Consider the following 14,909-nt stretch of genomic DNA (forward strand, 5'->3'; position numbering starts at 1 on the left):
ATCACTTCTTGACGATACGCCCGTCGAGATAGGGCTGGTAGGGCGCGTTGGCGGCGAGATATTCCGCCGTCACGTCAGCGAGGTCTGGACCGAAGTCATAGGCGTTCTTGTCGTCGCCCGAGAACATCGCATAGCCGTCGCCGCCATTGCGGACATAGTTGTTGGTCACCACCAGATAGCTGCCCGCCGGGTCGATCGGCACGAAACCGTCCTCGCTGGCGACCATGACCTCGACAATGCGGCTGCCGGGGGCCTGGGCGCTGTCCCAAGTATAGGTCAGGCCCGAGACCTGCGGGAAGCGCCCTGCGCCCTCTTCGACCTGGCTGACGCCGTTTTCCAGTGCCTCGACGATCAGGGCACCGCTGGCCTCGAAGGTCGACAGCGTGTTCTGGAACGGCAGCACGGTCAGCACCTCGCCCATGGTTACGTCGCCCGCGTCGATCGAGGCGCGCAGCCCGCCCGAATTGGCGATGGCGATGGTGACGCCCTGATCGGCGACACGCTCCAGCATGGCATCCGCCACGAGGTTACCCATCTGGCATTCCTGCACCCGGCAGACATCACGATTGCCTTCGATGGCTTCGGCGGCGCTGGCTACGACCTTGTTGCGGATTTCCTCCAGCGGCACCGCCAGTTCCTGAATGCGGGCGACGGTGGCGGTGTCCTCGGCCACGGCAGCGTCCATGATCAGCGGCTCGCCCACCGCCTCGGTCACGTTTCCGGCGTCGTCAAAGGTGACGTTCAGCTCGCCCAGGAACTTGCCATAGGCATAGGCCTGCACGATCTGCACGCCATTGACCACGGTCGGATAGGGGCCTGCGGCCTTGTCGGAACTGTTCGACAGATAAGTGTTGGAATGGCCGCCCACGATCACGTCGACACCTGTTGTTTCCGCCGCGACCCGCTGGTCGGTGCCATAGCCCGAGTGGCTGAGCACGATGATCTTGTTCACCCCTTCGGCAGTGAGTCGGTCAACCTCGCCCTGCACGGCGGGCACCGGGTCGGAGAAGGTGACGTTCGGGCCGGGGCTCGCCAGTTCGTGGGTATCCTCGGGTGTCAGGCCGATCAGCCCGATCCTTTCGCCGCCGACCTCGATCACCGTCGATTTCAACAGCTTGGTGGCGAGCAACTCCTCACCGCTGTAATCGGCGTTTGACATCAGGACCGGGAAATTCACCGCATCCATGAAACCGCGCAGCACTTCGGGGCCGTCGTCGAATTCGTGGTTGCCCACGGTCATCGCGTCATAGCCCAGCTTGTTCATGAATTCGGCCGCGACCTTGCCCTTGTAATAGGTGTAGAACAGCGTGCCCTGGAACTGGTCGCCGCCGTCGACAAGGATGGAATTGCCAGCACGAGCGCGGGCGGCCTCGACCGCAGTCACCAGGCGGGCGGTGCCGCCAAAGCATTTGCCCTCGGTATTGTCCTCGGGCTTGCAGCCACTGTCGTACTTGCTGATCGGCTCGAACCGGGCGTGGAAATCATTGGTGTGCAGAATGGTCAGCTTGTATTCGGCGGCGGCCATGCCGACGGTCAGGCCCAGCACTGCGAGCGAAGTCAGAAAACGGGTGATCATCGAATTGCTCCCTGTTGTTATTGCGCGCGATGGTGCGCGCGGAATTGAGCGGAGTCAAAGGTCTCGTGAGGGAAATCGCGCTTGATTCCTCCCCCTGCCCAAGGCATCACCGGGCCATGCTGATCTACAAGATTTTCCGGGCCGACGAATGGGCGGCGCTGACACGTGACGGCCAGAGCGCCGGGGCTCCTGTCGACCTGGCCGATGGGTTCGTGCATTTCTCGACCGCCCAGCAGGCGGCGGAAACGGCAGCCAAGCATTTTGCCGGGGCCGAGGGGCTGGTTCTGCTGGCCTGCGAGGCTGATGTCCTGGCTGACGCCCTGAAGTGGGAAGTGTCACGCGGCGGCGCGCTGTTTCCGCATCTTTACCGGGAATTGCGGCTGTCGGATGTGGTCTGGTCGCAGCCGCTGCCGCTGGTGGATGGAGTGCATCAATTCCCGCAGGAGATGACATGACAGGCTATATCGACCCCGACCGCGCCCAGTTCGAGGCGTTCAAGGCGCTGGATCGCGACCATCCCATCGAGATGCTGAACCTTGTCAGGTTCCGCGACCACGCCGCCTATCCAGAGGGCCACGCGCTGGCCGGTGTCGGACTGAGCGGAGCCGAGGCCTATCGCAATTATGGCCGCGAGACCGCGCCGATCATCGCGCGGCTGGGCGCCTCGATCGTCTGGCGCGGCACGTTCCAGACCGTGCTGATCGGCCCAGGCGACGAGGTCTGGGACGAGATGTTCATCGCGCGCTATCCCAGCGCACATGCGTTTCTGGAGATGGTGACCGATCCCGCCTATCGGCAGGCGGTGGTCCACCGACAGGCGGCTGTCGAAACCTCGCGCCTGATTCGCACCAAACCCGGAACAGGGGGCACCAGCTTCGGATGAAGATGATCGAGAAATTGGGGCTGGCAGCCCTGCACCGGCTGGATCCGGAAACCGCGCATGGCCTGTCGATCAAGGCGCTGCAAGCGGGGCTGGTGCCCCTGCCCGGCCCGGTGACCTCGCCCCGGCTGCGCACGCGGGTGGCGGGGCTGGACCTGCCCAACCCGGTGGGACTGGCGGCAGGGTTCGACAAGAATGCCGAGGCGCTAGCGCCGCTGGCGCGCGCAGGCTTCGGTTTTATCGAGGTGGGGGCGGCCACGCCGCGCCCGCAGCCGGGCAACCCGCGCCCGCGTCTCTTTCGCCTGACCGAGGACCGCGCCGCGATCAACCGGTTCGGCTTCAACAATCAGGGCATGGAAGCGATTGCCGCGCGGCTGGCCAAGCGCCCCCACGACGCGGTGATCGGTCTCAATCTGGGGGCCAACAAGGACAGCAGCGACCGGCCCGGCGATTTCGCCCGCGTGCTGGCGCATTGCGCCGCGCATCTGGATTTCGCGACCGTCAACGTCAGCTCGCCCAACACCGAGAAGCTGCGCGACCTGCAAGGGCGCGCGGCGCTGACGGCGCTGCTCTCGGGCGTGATCGAAACACGCGATGCACTGGCCCGGCCGATCCCGGTGTTCCTGAAGATCGCGCCAGATCTGAACGAAGCCGAGATCGCGGATATCGCCGCTGTGGCGCGCGATACTGGTGTGGATGCGGTGATCGCCACCAACACCACCCTGTCGCGCGAAGGTCTTCTGAGCGCCCACAAGGGCGAGGCGGGCGGGCTGTCAGGCGCGCCGCTGTTTGACAAATCGACCCGCGTTCTGGCGCGGCTGTCGGCGCTGACTGGTGGCGAGATCCCGCTGATCGGCGTGGGCGGCATCAGTAGTGCCGAACAGGCCTATGCCAAGATCCGCGCCGGCGCCTCGGCGGTGCAGTTCTATACCGCGATGGTCTATGGCGGCCTGGCGCTGGCGGCTGAGATCGCGCGCGGACTTGATGCGCTCTTGGCGCGCGACGGCTTCGCCTCGGTCGCCGAGGCGGTGGGAACCAAAAGAGAGGACTGGCTGTGATCGAATACTGGCACAATCCGCGTTGTTCCAAGTCGCGGCAGGGTCTGGCGCTGCTCGAAGAGCACGGCGCCGAGATCGAGCTGCGGCGTTATCTGGAGCAGGCGCCCAGCCTTGAGGAACTGCGCGCCACCCAAGCGGCGCTGGGGGTTGCGGCCATCGACATGATGCGCATGGGCGAGGCGCGCTTCAAGGAACTGGGTCTGAGCAAGAGCGACCCCGATGAGGTTCTGCTGGCCGCCATGGCCGAAAACCCGGTGCTGATCGAACGGCCGCTGGCGATCAAGGGCGACCGGGCGGTGATCGGGCGCCCGCCCGAGGATATGCTCAGACTGCTGGATTGACCGCCGCGCGCTCCAGCGCCGGATAGCGCAAGCCCAGCGTGATGCCCCTCGCGACGAAGGAAATCGTCAGCGCCATCCACAGGCCGTGATTGCCGTATGGCTCGATCAGCAGCCAGACGGCGGCAAAGTAGATCGCCGCCGAGAGCGCCATCATGTTGCGCATGTCGGCCGAGCGGGTGGCACCGATGAAGATGCCATCGAACATCACCAGCGCCAGGATCAGGAGCGGCGCCGCCACCATCCAGGCCAGATAGCCGCGCGCCGCCAGTTGCACCGCCGGATCCTTGGTCATCACGTCGATCAGCCAAGGCCCGAGCGCCCAGAACACCACCGACAACAACAGTGCCAGCACCAGCCCCCAGAGGCTGGTCATCCAGGCCGCGCGCCTGAGCCGGGCCACCGCACCGGCGCCAAAGGCCTGCCCCACCAGCGACTCGGCGGCAAAGGCAAAGCCGTCCAGCGCATAGCCGGTGATATGCACGAATTGCAGCAGCACCTGGTTGGCGGCCAGCGTCACATCGCCGAACCGCCCACCGAGCAACAGGAAGCTGACAAAGATCGCCTGAAGCAGCATCGAGCGGATCAGGATATCGGTATTGACCACCGCCATGCGGCGCAGGCGGGCGGCCTCGAACACCCGCGCCCAGTCGCGCCAGCGCGGGTTCAGGAAGGCATCGCGGCAGAGCCAGAGACCAAAGGCCAGCCCGGTCCACTCGGCCAGGAAAGTGGCAAAGGCAACCCCGTTCACCCCCCAGCCGAGACCAAGCACGAACCACAGGTCGAGCCCCATGTTGAGCCCGTTCATCCACAGTTGCAGCACCAGCACCGCCCGTGTGCGCTCCAGCGCGATGAGCCAGCCGGTAATACCATAGATCGCGATGGCGGCGGGGGCCGACCAGATGCGGATGGACATGTAACCGCGCGCCAGCGTTTCGACCTCGGCGCTGGCCGGACTGAGGGCCAGCGCGCCCCAGTAGATCGGCATTTGCAGCAGGATAAGTGCAACACCGCCCGCCACGCCGATCATCAGCGAGCGGGTCAGCAGGGCCGCAACCTCACCCTCCTGCCCTGCCCCATGCGCCTGCGCGGTCAGCCCGGCGGTGCCCATGCGCAGAAAACCGAAGATCCAGTAGATCGCCGACAGGATGATCGCGCCGACACCCACGGCGGCAATGGGCGCGGCCTGGGGGATCTGGCCGACCACGGCGGTATCTACCGCGCCGAGGATCGGCACGGTCATATTGGCCAGCATGATCGGAACGGCGATCTTCAACACCCGTCGGTGCGTGATCGGGGCGGCCTCGGACATGCGTCGCTCAGCGTTCGGGGCTGGGGTCCTGTGGCATCAGGAAATGCCCGCTCCCCTGCGCATAAAGCTTGTCGTGGTGGTCCTGCCATGCCTCGACCCGGACCGAGGCATAGCGCCGCCCGGCGCGGCTGATATAGGCGCGCGCATAAGCGTCGCGCGGCAGGCCCGAGCGCAGATAGTCGATGGTAAAGTCAATGGTCTTGGGAAAGCGGATGCTTTCGTCGCGCAGGATGTCCTCGGGTGCAAGGTCACCGCTCTCGATCCGTTCGAACAGATGCGCCCAACTGAGGGTGATGACCGCCGTCACCTCGAGAAACGCCGCTGTCACCCCGCCATGGATGGCGGGCAGGAACGGGTTGCCGATCAGCTTGTCGTCGAAATTCAGAACCCCGGTCAGCTCGTCCCCGCGCCGGTCGAAGGTAATGTTGAGAAAGCGGATATAGGGCACGCCGCTGACCAGTGCGTTCAGCGCCGCATCGCGGCGCTGCTTGACCACCTGCATCGGTTCGGGACGTTTGCGGGTCATCAGCGCCCCTCCACGGTAAAGGACCCGGCGGCGGTGGCCACCGGCCGGTCGGTATCGTCGTCGGTGGCCACGGCGCGCACAAAGGCGACGTTGCGGGTGATGTGATAACAGGTGGCCCGGGTGGTGATCGCCTGCCCGGGCGTGGCCGCGCGCATGTAGTCGATCCTGAGGTCGATTGTCGCGGTGCCACCGGGGGCGGCCGGGTGGCTCATCACCGCTGCGCCGCAACAGGTGTCCATCATCGCCGAAACCGCGCCGCCGTGGATGACGCCAGTCCGGGGATCGCCCACCAGATCGGCATTATAGGGCATGGTTATGACAGCCTCTCCCTCGGCGATATGGGTCAGATCGAGGCCCAGCGCCTTGGCGTGCGGTATCGCCTGAATGAACTGCCGCGCGAGTTTTGCCTTGTCGGTCATGGCTTGGGGATCCTGCCTTGGGTCTGGCCCTTTATGATCAGGCCGCGACATAAAGGGCAAGCCCGCCTGTTGCGCTGTTATTCGCAAGACCCTAGGTTGCGGGCGAGGAGATTGGCCATGACCGATACGCGTTTGTCATTCAAGGAGATGTGCGCCGAGTTCGACGTGACGCCGCGCACCTTGAGATATTACGAATACATTGAACTTTTACAGCCCGACCGCGAGGGCCGCGCGCGCTTTTACGGGGCCCGCGAACGCGCACGGATGAAACTGATCATGCGTGGCCGCAGATTCGGCTTTCCGCTGGAGGAAATCCGCCAGTGGCTGCTGATCTACGAGGATGAGGGCAACCAGGCGCAGATGGCGGCCTTTGTCGAGATGGCCGACCGGCAGATGAACGAGCTGCGCCAGCAACAGATGCAGCTGGAAGAGGCCATGACCGAGTTGCAGCAACTGCGGGACCAGGCGGCGCGCAGTGCGGTGTAAACCCGCGATGAACTTTACGTCAGTTGCTCTGTCTGCCCATTGATTACGACCAACGGAGCGCGCAAGCTGACCTGGCTGGGAACCGGCACGCCCGGTTCCGTTGACCGGAGAAGCCGCATGACCGCCTGTTTCCGTCTCTTGTTTCTTGTCTCTTCCCTTGCCGGCCTGTCGGCCTGCGATGTAGGACCAAACGGCTATGGCACCGCCCCACCCGGCGTGTCGCAGGCGGATTGGGATCGTCAGGTCAAAGCGGAACGCCAGGCCAAGCGCGCCCGGTACCAGGGCCCACGTGGCGGGGCGACCGGACGATGAAACCCCGGTCGGCCGCATGCGCGTTTCAAGCGGCCGGAGCACGGTTTTCGACCGGTTTCACGCTCAATTCGATTTGATCCTACGTCACGCCCTAAAGTGACGTAGCGTTTGAGTTACGTAAACGTCAACTGAATGTTGTAAACGGTCTGCAAGCTGTCCAAATCGACGCCATGACGCCAGCGACGAGAGTTTGATCCGATGACCGAAGACCTCATGTCCATCCGCGAGATGTGCGATGCCTATGACGTGACACCGCGCACGCTGCGGTTTTACGAAGCTAAGGAATTGCTGTTCCCGATCCGGGAAGGCCAGAAACGCCTGTTCACCAAACGCGACCGCGCGCGGCTGAAACTGATCCTGCGCGGCAAGCGCTTCGGCTTCAGCCTGGAACAGATCCGGCAGTTGCTGGACCTCTATCACATTGGCGACCAGCAGCACATGCAGCTGAGCCGAACCTATGACATCGCCCGCGAGCGCCTGGCCGATCTGGAAGCGCAACGCGACGAGTTGACCGAGGCGATCGAAGACCTCAGGGAGCAGCTGCGCTGGGGCGAGAAGGTGATCGCCTCGATGAAAGACGCCAAGAAAGCGGCGGAATAACCCGCCACTTCTCCGACCACAGACATCCGACTTACGACTTCAGGGAGCCGTTACATGCCCATCTATACCGCGCCGACCAAGGATTCGCAGTTCATCCTGCACGAAGTGCTCAAGATCTCGGACTCCGACATTCCCGGCTATGCCGAACTGGACCCCGATTTCACCGGCGCCGTGCTGGAAGAAGCAGGCAAGATCGCCTCTAACGTGCTGCACCCGCTGAACACGGTCGGCGATACCGAGGGGTGCCGGCTGGAAAACGGCGTGGTCTATACCCCGACCGGGTTCAAGGATGCCTTTGAGCAAGTCAAGGAAGGCGGCTGGACCGGGCTCGACATGCCCGAGCAGTATGGCGGCCAGAACATGCCCTATGTGATCGGCACCGCGGTGGGCGAGATGTTCTCGGCCTCGAACCAGGCCTTTACCATGTACCAGGGCCTGACCCATGGCGCCGCCTCGGCGATTCTGGCGCATGGAACCGAGGAGCAGAAGGAGACCTATCTGCACAAGATGGTGTCTTGCGAATGGACCGGCACAATGAACCTGACCGAGCCCCATTGCGGTACCGACCTGGGCCTGATGCGCACCAAGGCCGAGCCGCAGGCGGATGGTTCCTACAAGATCACAGGGCAGAAGATCTTTATCTCGTCGGGCGATCACGACATGGCCGACAACATCGTGCACCTTGTGCTGGCCAAGATCGTGGGCGGCCCCGAGGGCATCAAGGGCGTGTCACTGTTCATTGTCCCGAAGTTCATGGTGAACGAGGATGGCAGCCTGGGCGCGCGCAACGCGGTGTCGGTCGGTAAGATCGAAGAGAAGATGGGCATTCACGGCAATTCGACCTGTGTGATGAACTATGACGGCGCCACCGGCTATCTGCTGGGCGAGGAACACAAGGGCATGCGCGCCATGTTCACCATGATGAACGAAGCCCGGCTGGGCGTTGGCATGCAGGGCCTGGCCCAGGCCGATGCCGCCTATCAGAACGCGCTGGAATATGCCAAGGACCGGCTTCAGGGCCGCGACGTGACTGGGGCCAAGAACCCCGATGGCCCGGCCGATCCGCTGATCGTGCATCCCGATATCCGCCGCAACCTGATGGATCAGAAGAGCTTCACCGAGGGCGCCCGCGCCTTTATCCTGTGGGGCGCGACGATGATCGACGCCGCCCACCGCGCCGGTGACAAGGATGCCGACGGGCTGGTCTCGCTGCTGACCCCGGTGATCAAGGGCTTCCTGACCGATCAGGGCTATGACATGACCGTGCAGGCCCAGCAGGTCTATGGCGGCCATGGCTACATCGAGGAATGGGGCATGTCGCAATATACCCGCGACGCCCGCATCGCGATGATCTACGAAGGCGCCAACGGCGTGCAGGCGCTGGATCTGGTGGGACGCAAGCTGGCCGCGGATGGCGGCAAGCACGTGATGGCCTTCTTCGAGCTGGTCAAGAGCTTCTGCAAGGACAATGCCGGTCAGGACGAAGCCTATGACAAGGGGTTCATCGAACCGCTGAAACGGGCGTCCAAGGATCTTCAGGCCGCAGGCATGTACTTCATGCAGAACGGCATGAAGAACCCCAACAATGCGCTGTCGGGGTCCTATGACTTCATGCACATGTTCGGCCATGTCTGCCTGGGCCTGATGTGGGCTCAGATGGCCAAGGCCGCGCGAGCCGCGCTGGCCGCAGGGGCCTCGGACACAGCGTTCTACGAGACCAAGATCGCGACCGGCCGCTACTACATGGCACGCCGTCTGCCCGCCACCGCCTTGCACCTGGCCCGCATCCAGACCGGCGCCGACACGGTCATGGCACTGGACGCAGCCAACTTCTGAGCCAGCGGTGGGCAGGAATGCCCACCCTACCCCGCCTTGATGGGAGGACCTGGATGCCCAAACGTTTCCGCCTGACCCGCCGCTTCACTGTTGCCATGACCGAAGATGGCTTTCGCCGCCTCAAGGCGTTCAGCAAGGACGCCGGTCTCGACGAAGGCGAGGCACTGTCCTTCCTGTTCGAGAATTTCAACAGCGTGATAAACGAGGAGAACCTGATCCACCGGCTGCGCCTGTTCAACGCCGAACTCGACGATCGCAAGCGGTAGAAGGCGCCTTCGGCGAGAGTATTTGCAGCGGAATGAAGAACACGCGTGTCCACCCCGCCCTCCGGCCCGACCGCCAGGCGGAACGCAGGCGGGACGGCGGGGCTTCACTCCGCGCGGTCATCGGCTCTCCAGCCTGTACCGCAACCGAAAACAGACCAGATTAACCTTAATACCCGGTAAAGAGGCCCCTGCTTCATTTCGCCGGAAATACTCCACGGGGGTGCGGGGGTGTGAAACCCCCGCCGCGACATTGGCCAAGGGAGGCTTAGATGACGATCAAACTCTACTGCTTCGGAGAAAGCGGCAATTCCTACAAGGCGGCGCTGGCGCTGCAACTCTCTGGCCTCGACTGGGAACCGGTCTATGTCGACTTCTTCGGCGGCGAGACCCGCACGCCCGAGTACCGCGCCAGTATCAACGAACTGGGCGAGGCGCCGGTGCTGGTGGATGGCGATTTCCGCACCAGCCAGTCGGGCTGTATCCAGGCCTATGTGACAGAGACATCCGGGAAGTTCGGCGGCAAGACCCGCGAGGAAAATTATGACATCCTGCGCTGGGTGCTGTGGGACAACCACAAGCTCAGCTCGGTGGCCGGGCTGACCCGGTTCCTGATGAACTTCCTGCCCGAGGACAAACGCCCGCAAGAGGTGATCGCCTTCAACCAGGGTCGGCTCAAGGCCGCCTATGCCACACTGAACGCCCATCTGGAGGGCCGTGACTGGATCGTGGGCGATGGCCCCACCAATGCCGATCTCAGTTGCTGCGGCTACCTCTATTATCCCGAACCTTTCGGCTTTGACCGCGCCGACTGGTCCCATATCGACGCCTGGCTGGACCGCATCGCCGCCCTGCCCGGCTGGAAACACCCCTATGACCTGATGCCCGGCAATCCGTCGGATCGCGCTTGAGGAGACCACTATGACCGAAGCTTACATCTATGACGCCGTGCGCACCCCGCGTGGCAAGGGCCGCAAGGACGGCAGCCTGCACGAGGTGACCTCGGTGCGCCTCAGCGCGCTGACGCTGAACGCGCTGAAAGAGCGCAACAATCTCGAAGGCCACGCGGTCGAGGACGTGATCTGGGGCAACGTGACCCAGGTGATGGAACAGGGCGGCTGCCTGGCGCGGACCGCCGTGCTGGCCTCGGATCTCGACCAGTCGATCCCGGGCCTGGCCATCAACCGGTTCTGTGCCAGCGGCATGGAGGCGGTGAACCTGGCCGCCAACCAGGTCAAGGGCGGCGCGGGCGAAGCCTATATCGCTGGCGGGGTCGAGATGATGGGCCGTGTGGCCATGGGCAGCGACGGCGCCGCCATCGCCGTCGATCCCAGCATCGCGATGGAAACCTATTTCGTGCCGCAGGGCATCTCGGCGGACATCATCGCCACCGAATACGGCTTTACCCGCGACCAGGCCGACGCGCTGGCGATGGAAAGCCAGCGCCGCGCCAAGGAGGCCTGGGATGAGGGCCGCTTTACCAAATCGGTGATCCCGGTGCGCGACCAGAACGGGCTGACCATCCTGGATCATGACGAATACATGCGTCCGGGCACCGACATGCAGTCGCTGGGTGGCCTCAACCCCGCCTTCCAGATGATGGGCGAGCAGATGCCCGGCTTCGACAAGATCGCGATGCTGAAATATCCGCATCTGGAGCGGATCAACCATATCCACCATGCAGGCAACTCCTCGGGCATCGTGGATGGCGCCGCCGGCGTGCTGATCGGCAACAAGGAATTTGGCGAGAAATACGGGCTGAAGCCGCGCGCGCGCATCAAGGCCACCGCCAAGATCGGCACCGATCCGACCATCATGCTGACCGGCCCGGTGCCGGTGACCGAGAAGATCCTGGCCGATAACGGCATGAAGATCGGCGATCTGGACCTATTCGAGGTGAACGAAGCCTTTGCATCGGTCGTCCTGCGGTTCCAGCAGGCCTTTGATGTCGACCCCGCACTGGTCAACGTCAACGGCGGCTCGATCGCCATGGGTCACCCGCTGGGCGCCACCGGCGCGATCATCATCGGCACCCTGCTGGATGAGTTGGAGCGCCGCGACCTGGAAACCGGTCTGGCAACGCTCTGCATCGCATCCGGCATGGGCGCGGCCACGATCATCGAGCGCGTGTGATGCCGAAACTGGACCTCGACAGTATCGAACGGCGTATCGGCTCGGTCTATCCGGGTCGGCTGAACGCGGCCATGGATGGCCGATCCAGCCTGCGCCTGGGCGATGCCGGCGGGCTGAGCCAGATCGGTGTCAACCTCGTGCGGCTGGAACCCGGGGCGATGTCGTCGCTGCGCCATTACCACATGGAGCAGGACGAGTTCGTCATGGTGACCGAGGGTGCGCTGGTTCTGGTCGACGATCAGGGCGAGCATCCGATGGTCCCGGGCGACTGCGCCACCTTTCCCGCTGGCGACCCGAACGGGCACCAGTTCGTCAATCGCACCGATGCGCCCGCCACGTTCCTTGTGGTGGGCACGCGGACCCCGACCGAGACCGCTTATTACAGCGATATGGACATGATGGTGAAACAGGATGCCTCGGGCTTCGCTTTCACCCGCAAGGATGGCAGCCCGCTGACGGCTGACCAGATCGGAGACGACAATGACTGATTTTACGCTGACCAAGGACGCCGACGGCGTCGCCTTCATCACCTGGGACGCCCAAGGCAAGTCGATGAACGTGATGACCCGCGAGGCCTTTGAACTGGTCGACAGCCTGGTCGATCAGGCGCTGGCCGATGACGAGGTCAAGGGCATCGTCATCACCAGCGGCAAGTCGGATTTTGCCGGTGGCATGGACCTGAACACGCTGGCGGTGATCCGCGAGGAAGCGGGCGACAACCCGGCCCAGGGCCTGTTCGATTTTGTCATGGGCGGCCACCGCATCCTGCGCAAGCTGGAACTGGCGGGCATGGACCCCAAGACCAAGAAGGGCGGCAAGCCGGTGGCCTGCGCCATCAACGGCACCTGCGCCGGGATCGGCACCGAGATCGCGCTGGCCTGTCACCACCGGGTGATGACCAGCAATCCCAAGGCCAAGATCGGCCTGCCCGAGATCCTGCTGGGCATCTTCCCCGGCGGCGGCGGCACCATCCGCTATTCCCGCATGGTGGGCGCCATGGCGGCGGCCCCGGTCCTCTTGGAAGGCAAGATGATGGACCCGGCCAAGGCAAAGGGCGCGCAGATGGTCGACGCGGTGTCGGACGATCCGGTCGCAGCGGCCAAGGAATGGGTGCTGAACGCCAAGGATGCCGATCTGGTGAAACCCTGGGACGCCAAGGGCTACAAGATGCCCGGCGGCGCCCCCTATCACCCGGCGGGCTTCATGACCTTTGTCGGCGCCTCGGCCATGGTCAACGGTAAGACCCAAGGTGCCTTCCCCGCGCCCAAGGCGCTGCTGAGCGCCATCTACGAGGGCGCGCTGGTCGATTTCGACACCGCACTGCGCATCGAGGCACGCTGGTTCACCCATGTGCTGATGAACCCCTCGTCCTCTGCCATGATCCGCAGCCTCTTCATCAACAAGCAGGCGCTGGAGAAAGGCGCTGTGCGTCCCAAGGACATCCCCGACCAGCGGGTCAAGAAGCTGGGCGTGCTGGGCGCAGGCATGATGGGCGCGGGCATCGCGCTTGTAAGCGCGCAGGCGGGCATGGAGGTCGTGTTGATCGACCGTGATCAGGCTGCCGCCGACAAGGGCAAGGCCTATACCGAAGCTTACCTCGAAAAGGGGATGAAGCGCGGCAAGGTTACCGCCGAAAAGAAAGAGGCGATGCTGGGCCTGATCACCGCCACCCCGGATCTGGACGCGCTGAAAGGCTGTGACCTGATCATCGAGGCGGTGTTCGAGGATCCAGGCGTCAAGGCCGAGATGACCCAGAAGGTCGAGGCGATCATCCCCGAGGACTGCATCTTTGCCTCCAACACCTCGACCCTGCCGATCACCGGCCTGGCCAAGGCCAGCGTGCGGCCCGAGCAGTTCATCGGCATCCACTTCTTCTCGCCGGTCGAAAAGATGCTGCTGGTCGAGATCATCAAGGGCAAGGAAACCGGCCCGCGGGCAGTGGCCAAGGCGCTGGATTACGTGCGCCAGATCCGCAAAACCCCGATCGTGGTCAATGATGCGCGCTTCTTCTACTGCAACCGCTGCATCATCCCTTATGTCAACGAGGGCGCGCGGATGATCACCGAAGGCGTGTCGCCGGTGCTGATCGACAATGCGGCGCGGCAGCTGGGCTTCCCGGTGGGGCCGATCCAGCTGACCGACGAGACCTCGATCGACCTCGGCGCCAAGATCGCGCGGGCGACCAAGGCGGCGATGGGCAATGCCTATCCCGAAAGCCCGGCCGATGACCTCATCTTCTGGATGGAAGGTCTGGGCCGGATGGGCCGCAAGGCGAACGCGGGCTTCTTCGACTATGACGAGAAGGGCAAGCGCCTGGGTTACTGGAAAGGCATGCAGGACAAGTATCCGCTGGCCGAAGAGCAGCCGGACCTGATCGAAGTGCAGGAACGCCTGATGTTCGCGCAGGTGCTGGAAGCGGTGCGCGCGCTGGAGGAAGGCGTGCTGGAAGACATCCGCGAAGGCGACGTGGGCGCCATCCTGGCCTGGGGCTTTGCCCCCTGGTCGGGCGGCCCGCTCAGCTGGCTCGACATCATCGGCACGCCTTATGCGGCCGAACGCTGTGACCAGCTGGCGGCAAAATACGGCGAGCGTTTCGCTTGCCCGCCGCTGCTGCGCGAGATGGCCGACAAAGGGCAGAGCTTCTACGGGCGGTTCAACCCCGAGGCCAAATCGGCGGCCTGATCTGTCAGGGTGACATGCATGACCGGCGCTCCCACAAGGGGGCGCCGGTTCGCTTTATAGGTATGTCAGGGCAGGTCAAACCGGCTTGAAGTAGGCGATCTTTTCATAGATCACGCCTTCGTCGCCGACCTTGAGAAGGGCAGATCCGCCGACGTCCGTGCCGACGAATTTCCACCAGGCCCAGCGCAGAATGTATCCGTCACGATCCGCGGCAAGTTCGTCGGAAACTTCGTAACGGCCCGTGCCGCCTATGGATTTCATGCGATCCTCCCAGCTTAGCAGGTAATCCGCAAAGCGTTCCCTGGTTATCGGCTCGGAGACCATGCCATCATACCAGAGATAGCCGGGCGCGGCGGCACGCATTGCACGCGCCGGGTCCATGGACTGCACGCCAGCCAAATACTCGGCCAAGAGGGCTCGTCTTATCTCGGGATTGCCGGTCATGCCCGCAGGATAGTCCCGAAATGCGATATCACAAAGCGCTGATC

The 14,909-nt window shown here is 63.9% G+C and carries 18 protein-coding genes; 13 read left to right on the plus strand and 5 right to left on the minus strand.

Annotation, left to right across the window (positions count from 1 at the left end):
* Nucleotide 1 precedes the first annotated feature (1 nt).
* Nucleotides 2-1,576 carry a bifunctional metallophosphatase/5'-nucleotidase gene (locus tag OE747_RS09005; protein WP_263828277.1) on the minus strand — a complete coding sequence of 525 codons (1,575 nt, stop codon included), beginning with the start codon at nt 1,574-1,576 and terminating at the stop codon, nt 2-4.
* A 116-nt stretch (nt 1,577-1,692) separates the two neighbouring features.
* On the opposite strand from OE747_RS09005, the gene OE747_RS09010 reads away from it, so the two are divergent.
* From OE747_RS09010 to arsC, 4 genes are read left to right on the plus strand one after another with little or no spacing between them, the layout of a single operon-like run.
* Nucleotides 1,693-2,031, plus strand: a complete 339-nt coding sequence (locus OE747_RS09010; RefSeq protein WP_263828278.1) for a DUF952 domain-containing protein — start codon at nt 1,693-1,695, stop codon at nt 2,029-2,031.
* Nucleotides 2,028-2,459, plus strand: coding sequence for a DUF1330 domain-containing protein (locus tag OE747_RS09015; protein WP_263828279.1), 432 nt, complete (start codon nt 2,028-2,030; stop codon nt 2,457-2,459). Before OE747_RS09010 ends, OE747_RS09015 begins: the two co-directional genes overlap by 4 nt.
* Nucleotides 2,456-3,514 carry a quinone-dependent dihydroorotate dehydrogenase gene (locus OE747_RS09020; protein ID WP_263828280.1) on the plus strand — a complete coding sequence of 353 codons (1,059 nt, stop codon included), beginning with the start codon at nt 2,456-2,458 and terminating at the stop codon, nt 3,512-3,514. The genes OE747_RS09015 and OE747_RS09020 overlap by 4 nt, the downstream gene beginning before the upstream one ends.
* Entirely contained in the window at nt 3,511-3,855 is a 345-nt protein-coding gene (arsC, locus tag OE747_RS09025; protein WP_263828281.1) for an arsenate reductase (glutaredoxin), read from the plus strand. Before OE747_RS09020 ends, arsC begins: the two co-directional genes overlap by 4 nt.
* Here arsC and OE747_RS09030 read toward each other — a convergent pair.
* From OE747_RS09030 to OE747_RS09040, 3 genes are read right to left on the minus strand one after another with little or no spacing between them, the layout of a single operon-like run.
* The gene (locus tag OE747_RS09030; protein ID WP_263828282.1) at nt 3,839-5,164 is read right to left on the minus strand and encodes an MATE family efflux transporter; all 1,326 of its coding nucleotides are present in this window, start codon (nt 5,162-5,164) and stop codon (nt 3,839-3,841) included. The two genes, arsC and OE747_RS09030, sit on opposite strands and share 17 nt — an antisense overlap.
* A gap of 7 nt (nt 5,165-5,171) precedes the next feature.
* Nucleotides 5,172-5,690 (minus strand): PaaI family thioesterase, encoded by a 519-nt coding sequence (locus OE747_RS09035; protein ID WP_263828283.1) that lies wholly within the window; start codon nt 5,688-5,690, stop codon nt 5,172-5,174.
* A complete protein-coding gene (locus tag OE747_RS09040; RefSeq protein ID WP_164131982.1) occupies nt 5,690-6,109 on the minus strand; it encodes a PaaI family thioesterase in 420 nt (139 codons plus the stop codon). Before OE747_RS09040 ends, OE747_RS09035 begins: the two co-directional genes overlap by 1 nt.
* A gap of 117 nt (nt 6,110-6,226) precedes the next feature.
* Here OE747_RS09040 and OE747_RS09045 point away from each other — a divergent pair, with 117 nt between their 5' ends.
* The 9 genes from OE747_RS09045 to OE747_RS09085 all read left to right on the plus strand — a co-directional run bounded on the left by OE747_RS09045 (nt 6,227) and on the right by OE747_RS09085 (nt 14,421).
* The gene (locus tag OE747_RS09045; RefSeq protein ID WP_263828284.1) at nt 6,227-6,595 is read left to right on the plus strand and encodes a MerR family transcriptional regulator; all 369 of its coding nucleotides are present in this window, start codon (nt 6,227-6,229) and stop codon (nt 6,593-6,595) included.
* 117 nt (nt 6,596-6,712) lie between these two features.
* Entirely contained in the window at nt 6,713-6,907 is a 195-nt protein-coding gene (locus tag OE747_RS09050; protein WP_263828285.1) for a hypothetical protein, read from the plus strand.
* Between the two features lie 198 nt (nt 6,908-7,105).
* A complete protein-coding gene (locus OE747_RS09055; RefSeq protein WP_164131985.1) occupies nt 7,106-7,507 on the plus strand; it encodes a MerR family transcriptional regulator in 402 nt (133 codons plus the stop codon).
* 54 nt (nt 7,508-7,561) lie between these two features.
* The gene (locus OE747_RS09060) at nt 7,562-9,343 is read left to right on the plus strand and encodes an acyl-CoA dehydrogenase C-terminal domain-containing protein (protein ID WP_263828286.1); all 1,782 of its coding nucleotides are present in this window, start codon (nt 7,562-7,564) and stop codon (nt 9,341-9,343) included.
* A 53-nt stretch (nt 9,344-9,396) separates the two neighbouring features.
* Entirely contained in the window at nt 9,397-9,609 is a 213-nt protein-coding gene (locus OE747_RS09065; protein WP_263828287.1) for a hypothetical protein, read from the plus strand.
* Between the two features lie 269 nt (nt 9,610-9,878).
* Complete coding sequence (locus OE747_RS09070) at nt 9,879-10,517, plus strand: glutathione S-transferase family protein (protein WP_263828288.1); 639 nt, start codon at nt 9,879-9,881, stop codon at nt 10,515-10,517.
* A gap of 10 nt (nt 10,518-10,527) precedes the next feature.
* A complete protein-coding gene (locus OE747_RS09075; RefSeq protein ID WP_263828289.1) occupies nt 10,528-11,739 on the plus strand; it encodes an acetyl-CoA C-acetyltransferase in 1,212 nt (403 codons plus the stop codon).
* Nucleotides 11,739-12,227, plus strand: coding sequence for a cupin domain-containing protein (locus OE747_RS09080; protein ID WP_263828290.1), 489 nt, complete (start codon nt 11,739-11,741; stop codon nt 12,225-12,227). The genes OE747_RS09075 and OE747_RS09080 overlap by 1 nt, the downstream gene beginning before the upstream one ends.
* Nucleotides 12,220-14,421, plus strand: coding sequence for a 3-hydroxyacyl-CoA dehydrogenase NAD-binding domain-containing protein (locus OE747_RS09085; protein ID WP_263828291.1), 2,202 nt, complete (start codon nt 12,220-12,222; stop codon nt 14,419-14,421). The genes OE747_RS09080 and OE747_RS09085 overlap by 8 nt, the downstream gene beginning before the upstream one ends.
* A 75-nt stretch (nt 14,422-14,496) precedes the next feature.
* Here OE747_RS09085 and OE747_RS09090 read toward each other — a convergent pair whose 3' ends face one another.
* Nucleotides 14,497-14,865, minus strand: a complete 369-nt coding sequence (locus tag OE747_RS09090; protein WP_263828292.1) for a hypothetical protein — start codon at nt 14,863-14,865, stop codon at nt 14,497-14,499.
* Between the last annotated feature and the right edge of the window lie 44 nt (nt 14,866-14,909).

It is taken from the genome of Ruegeria aquimaris (genome assembly GCF_025751555.1).
GTDB lineage: Bacteria > Pseudomonadota > Alphaproteobacteria > Rhodobacterales > Rhodobacteraceae > Ruegeria_B > Ruegeria_B aquimaris.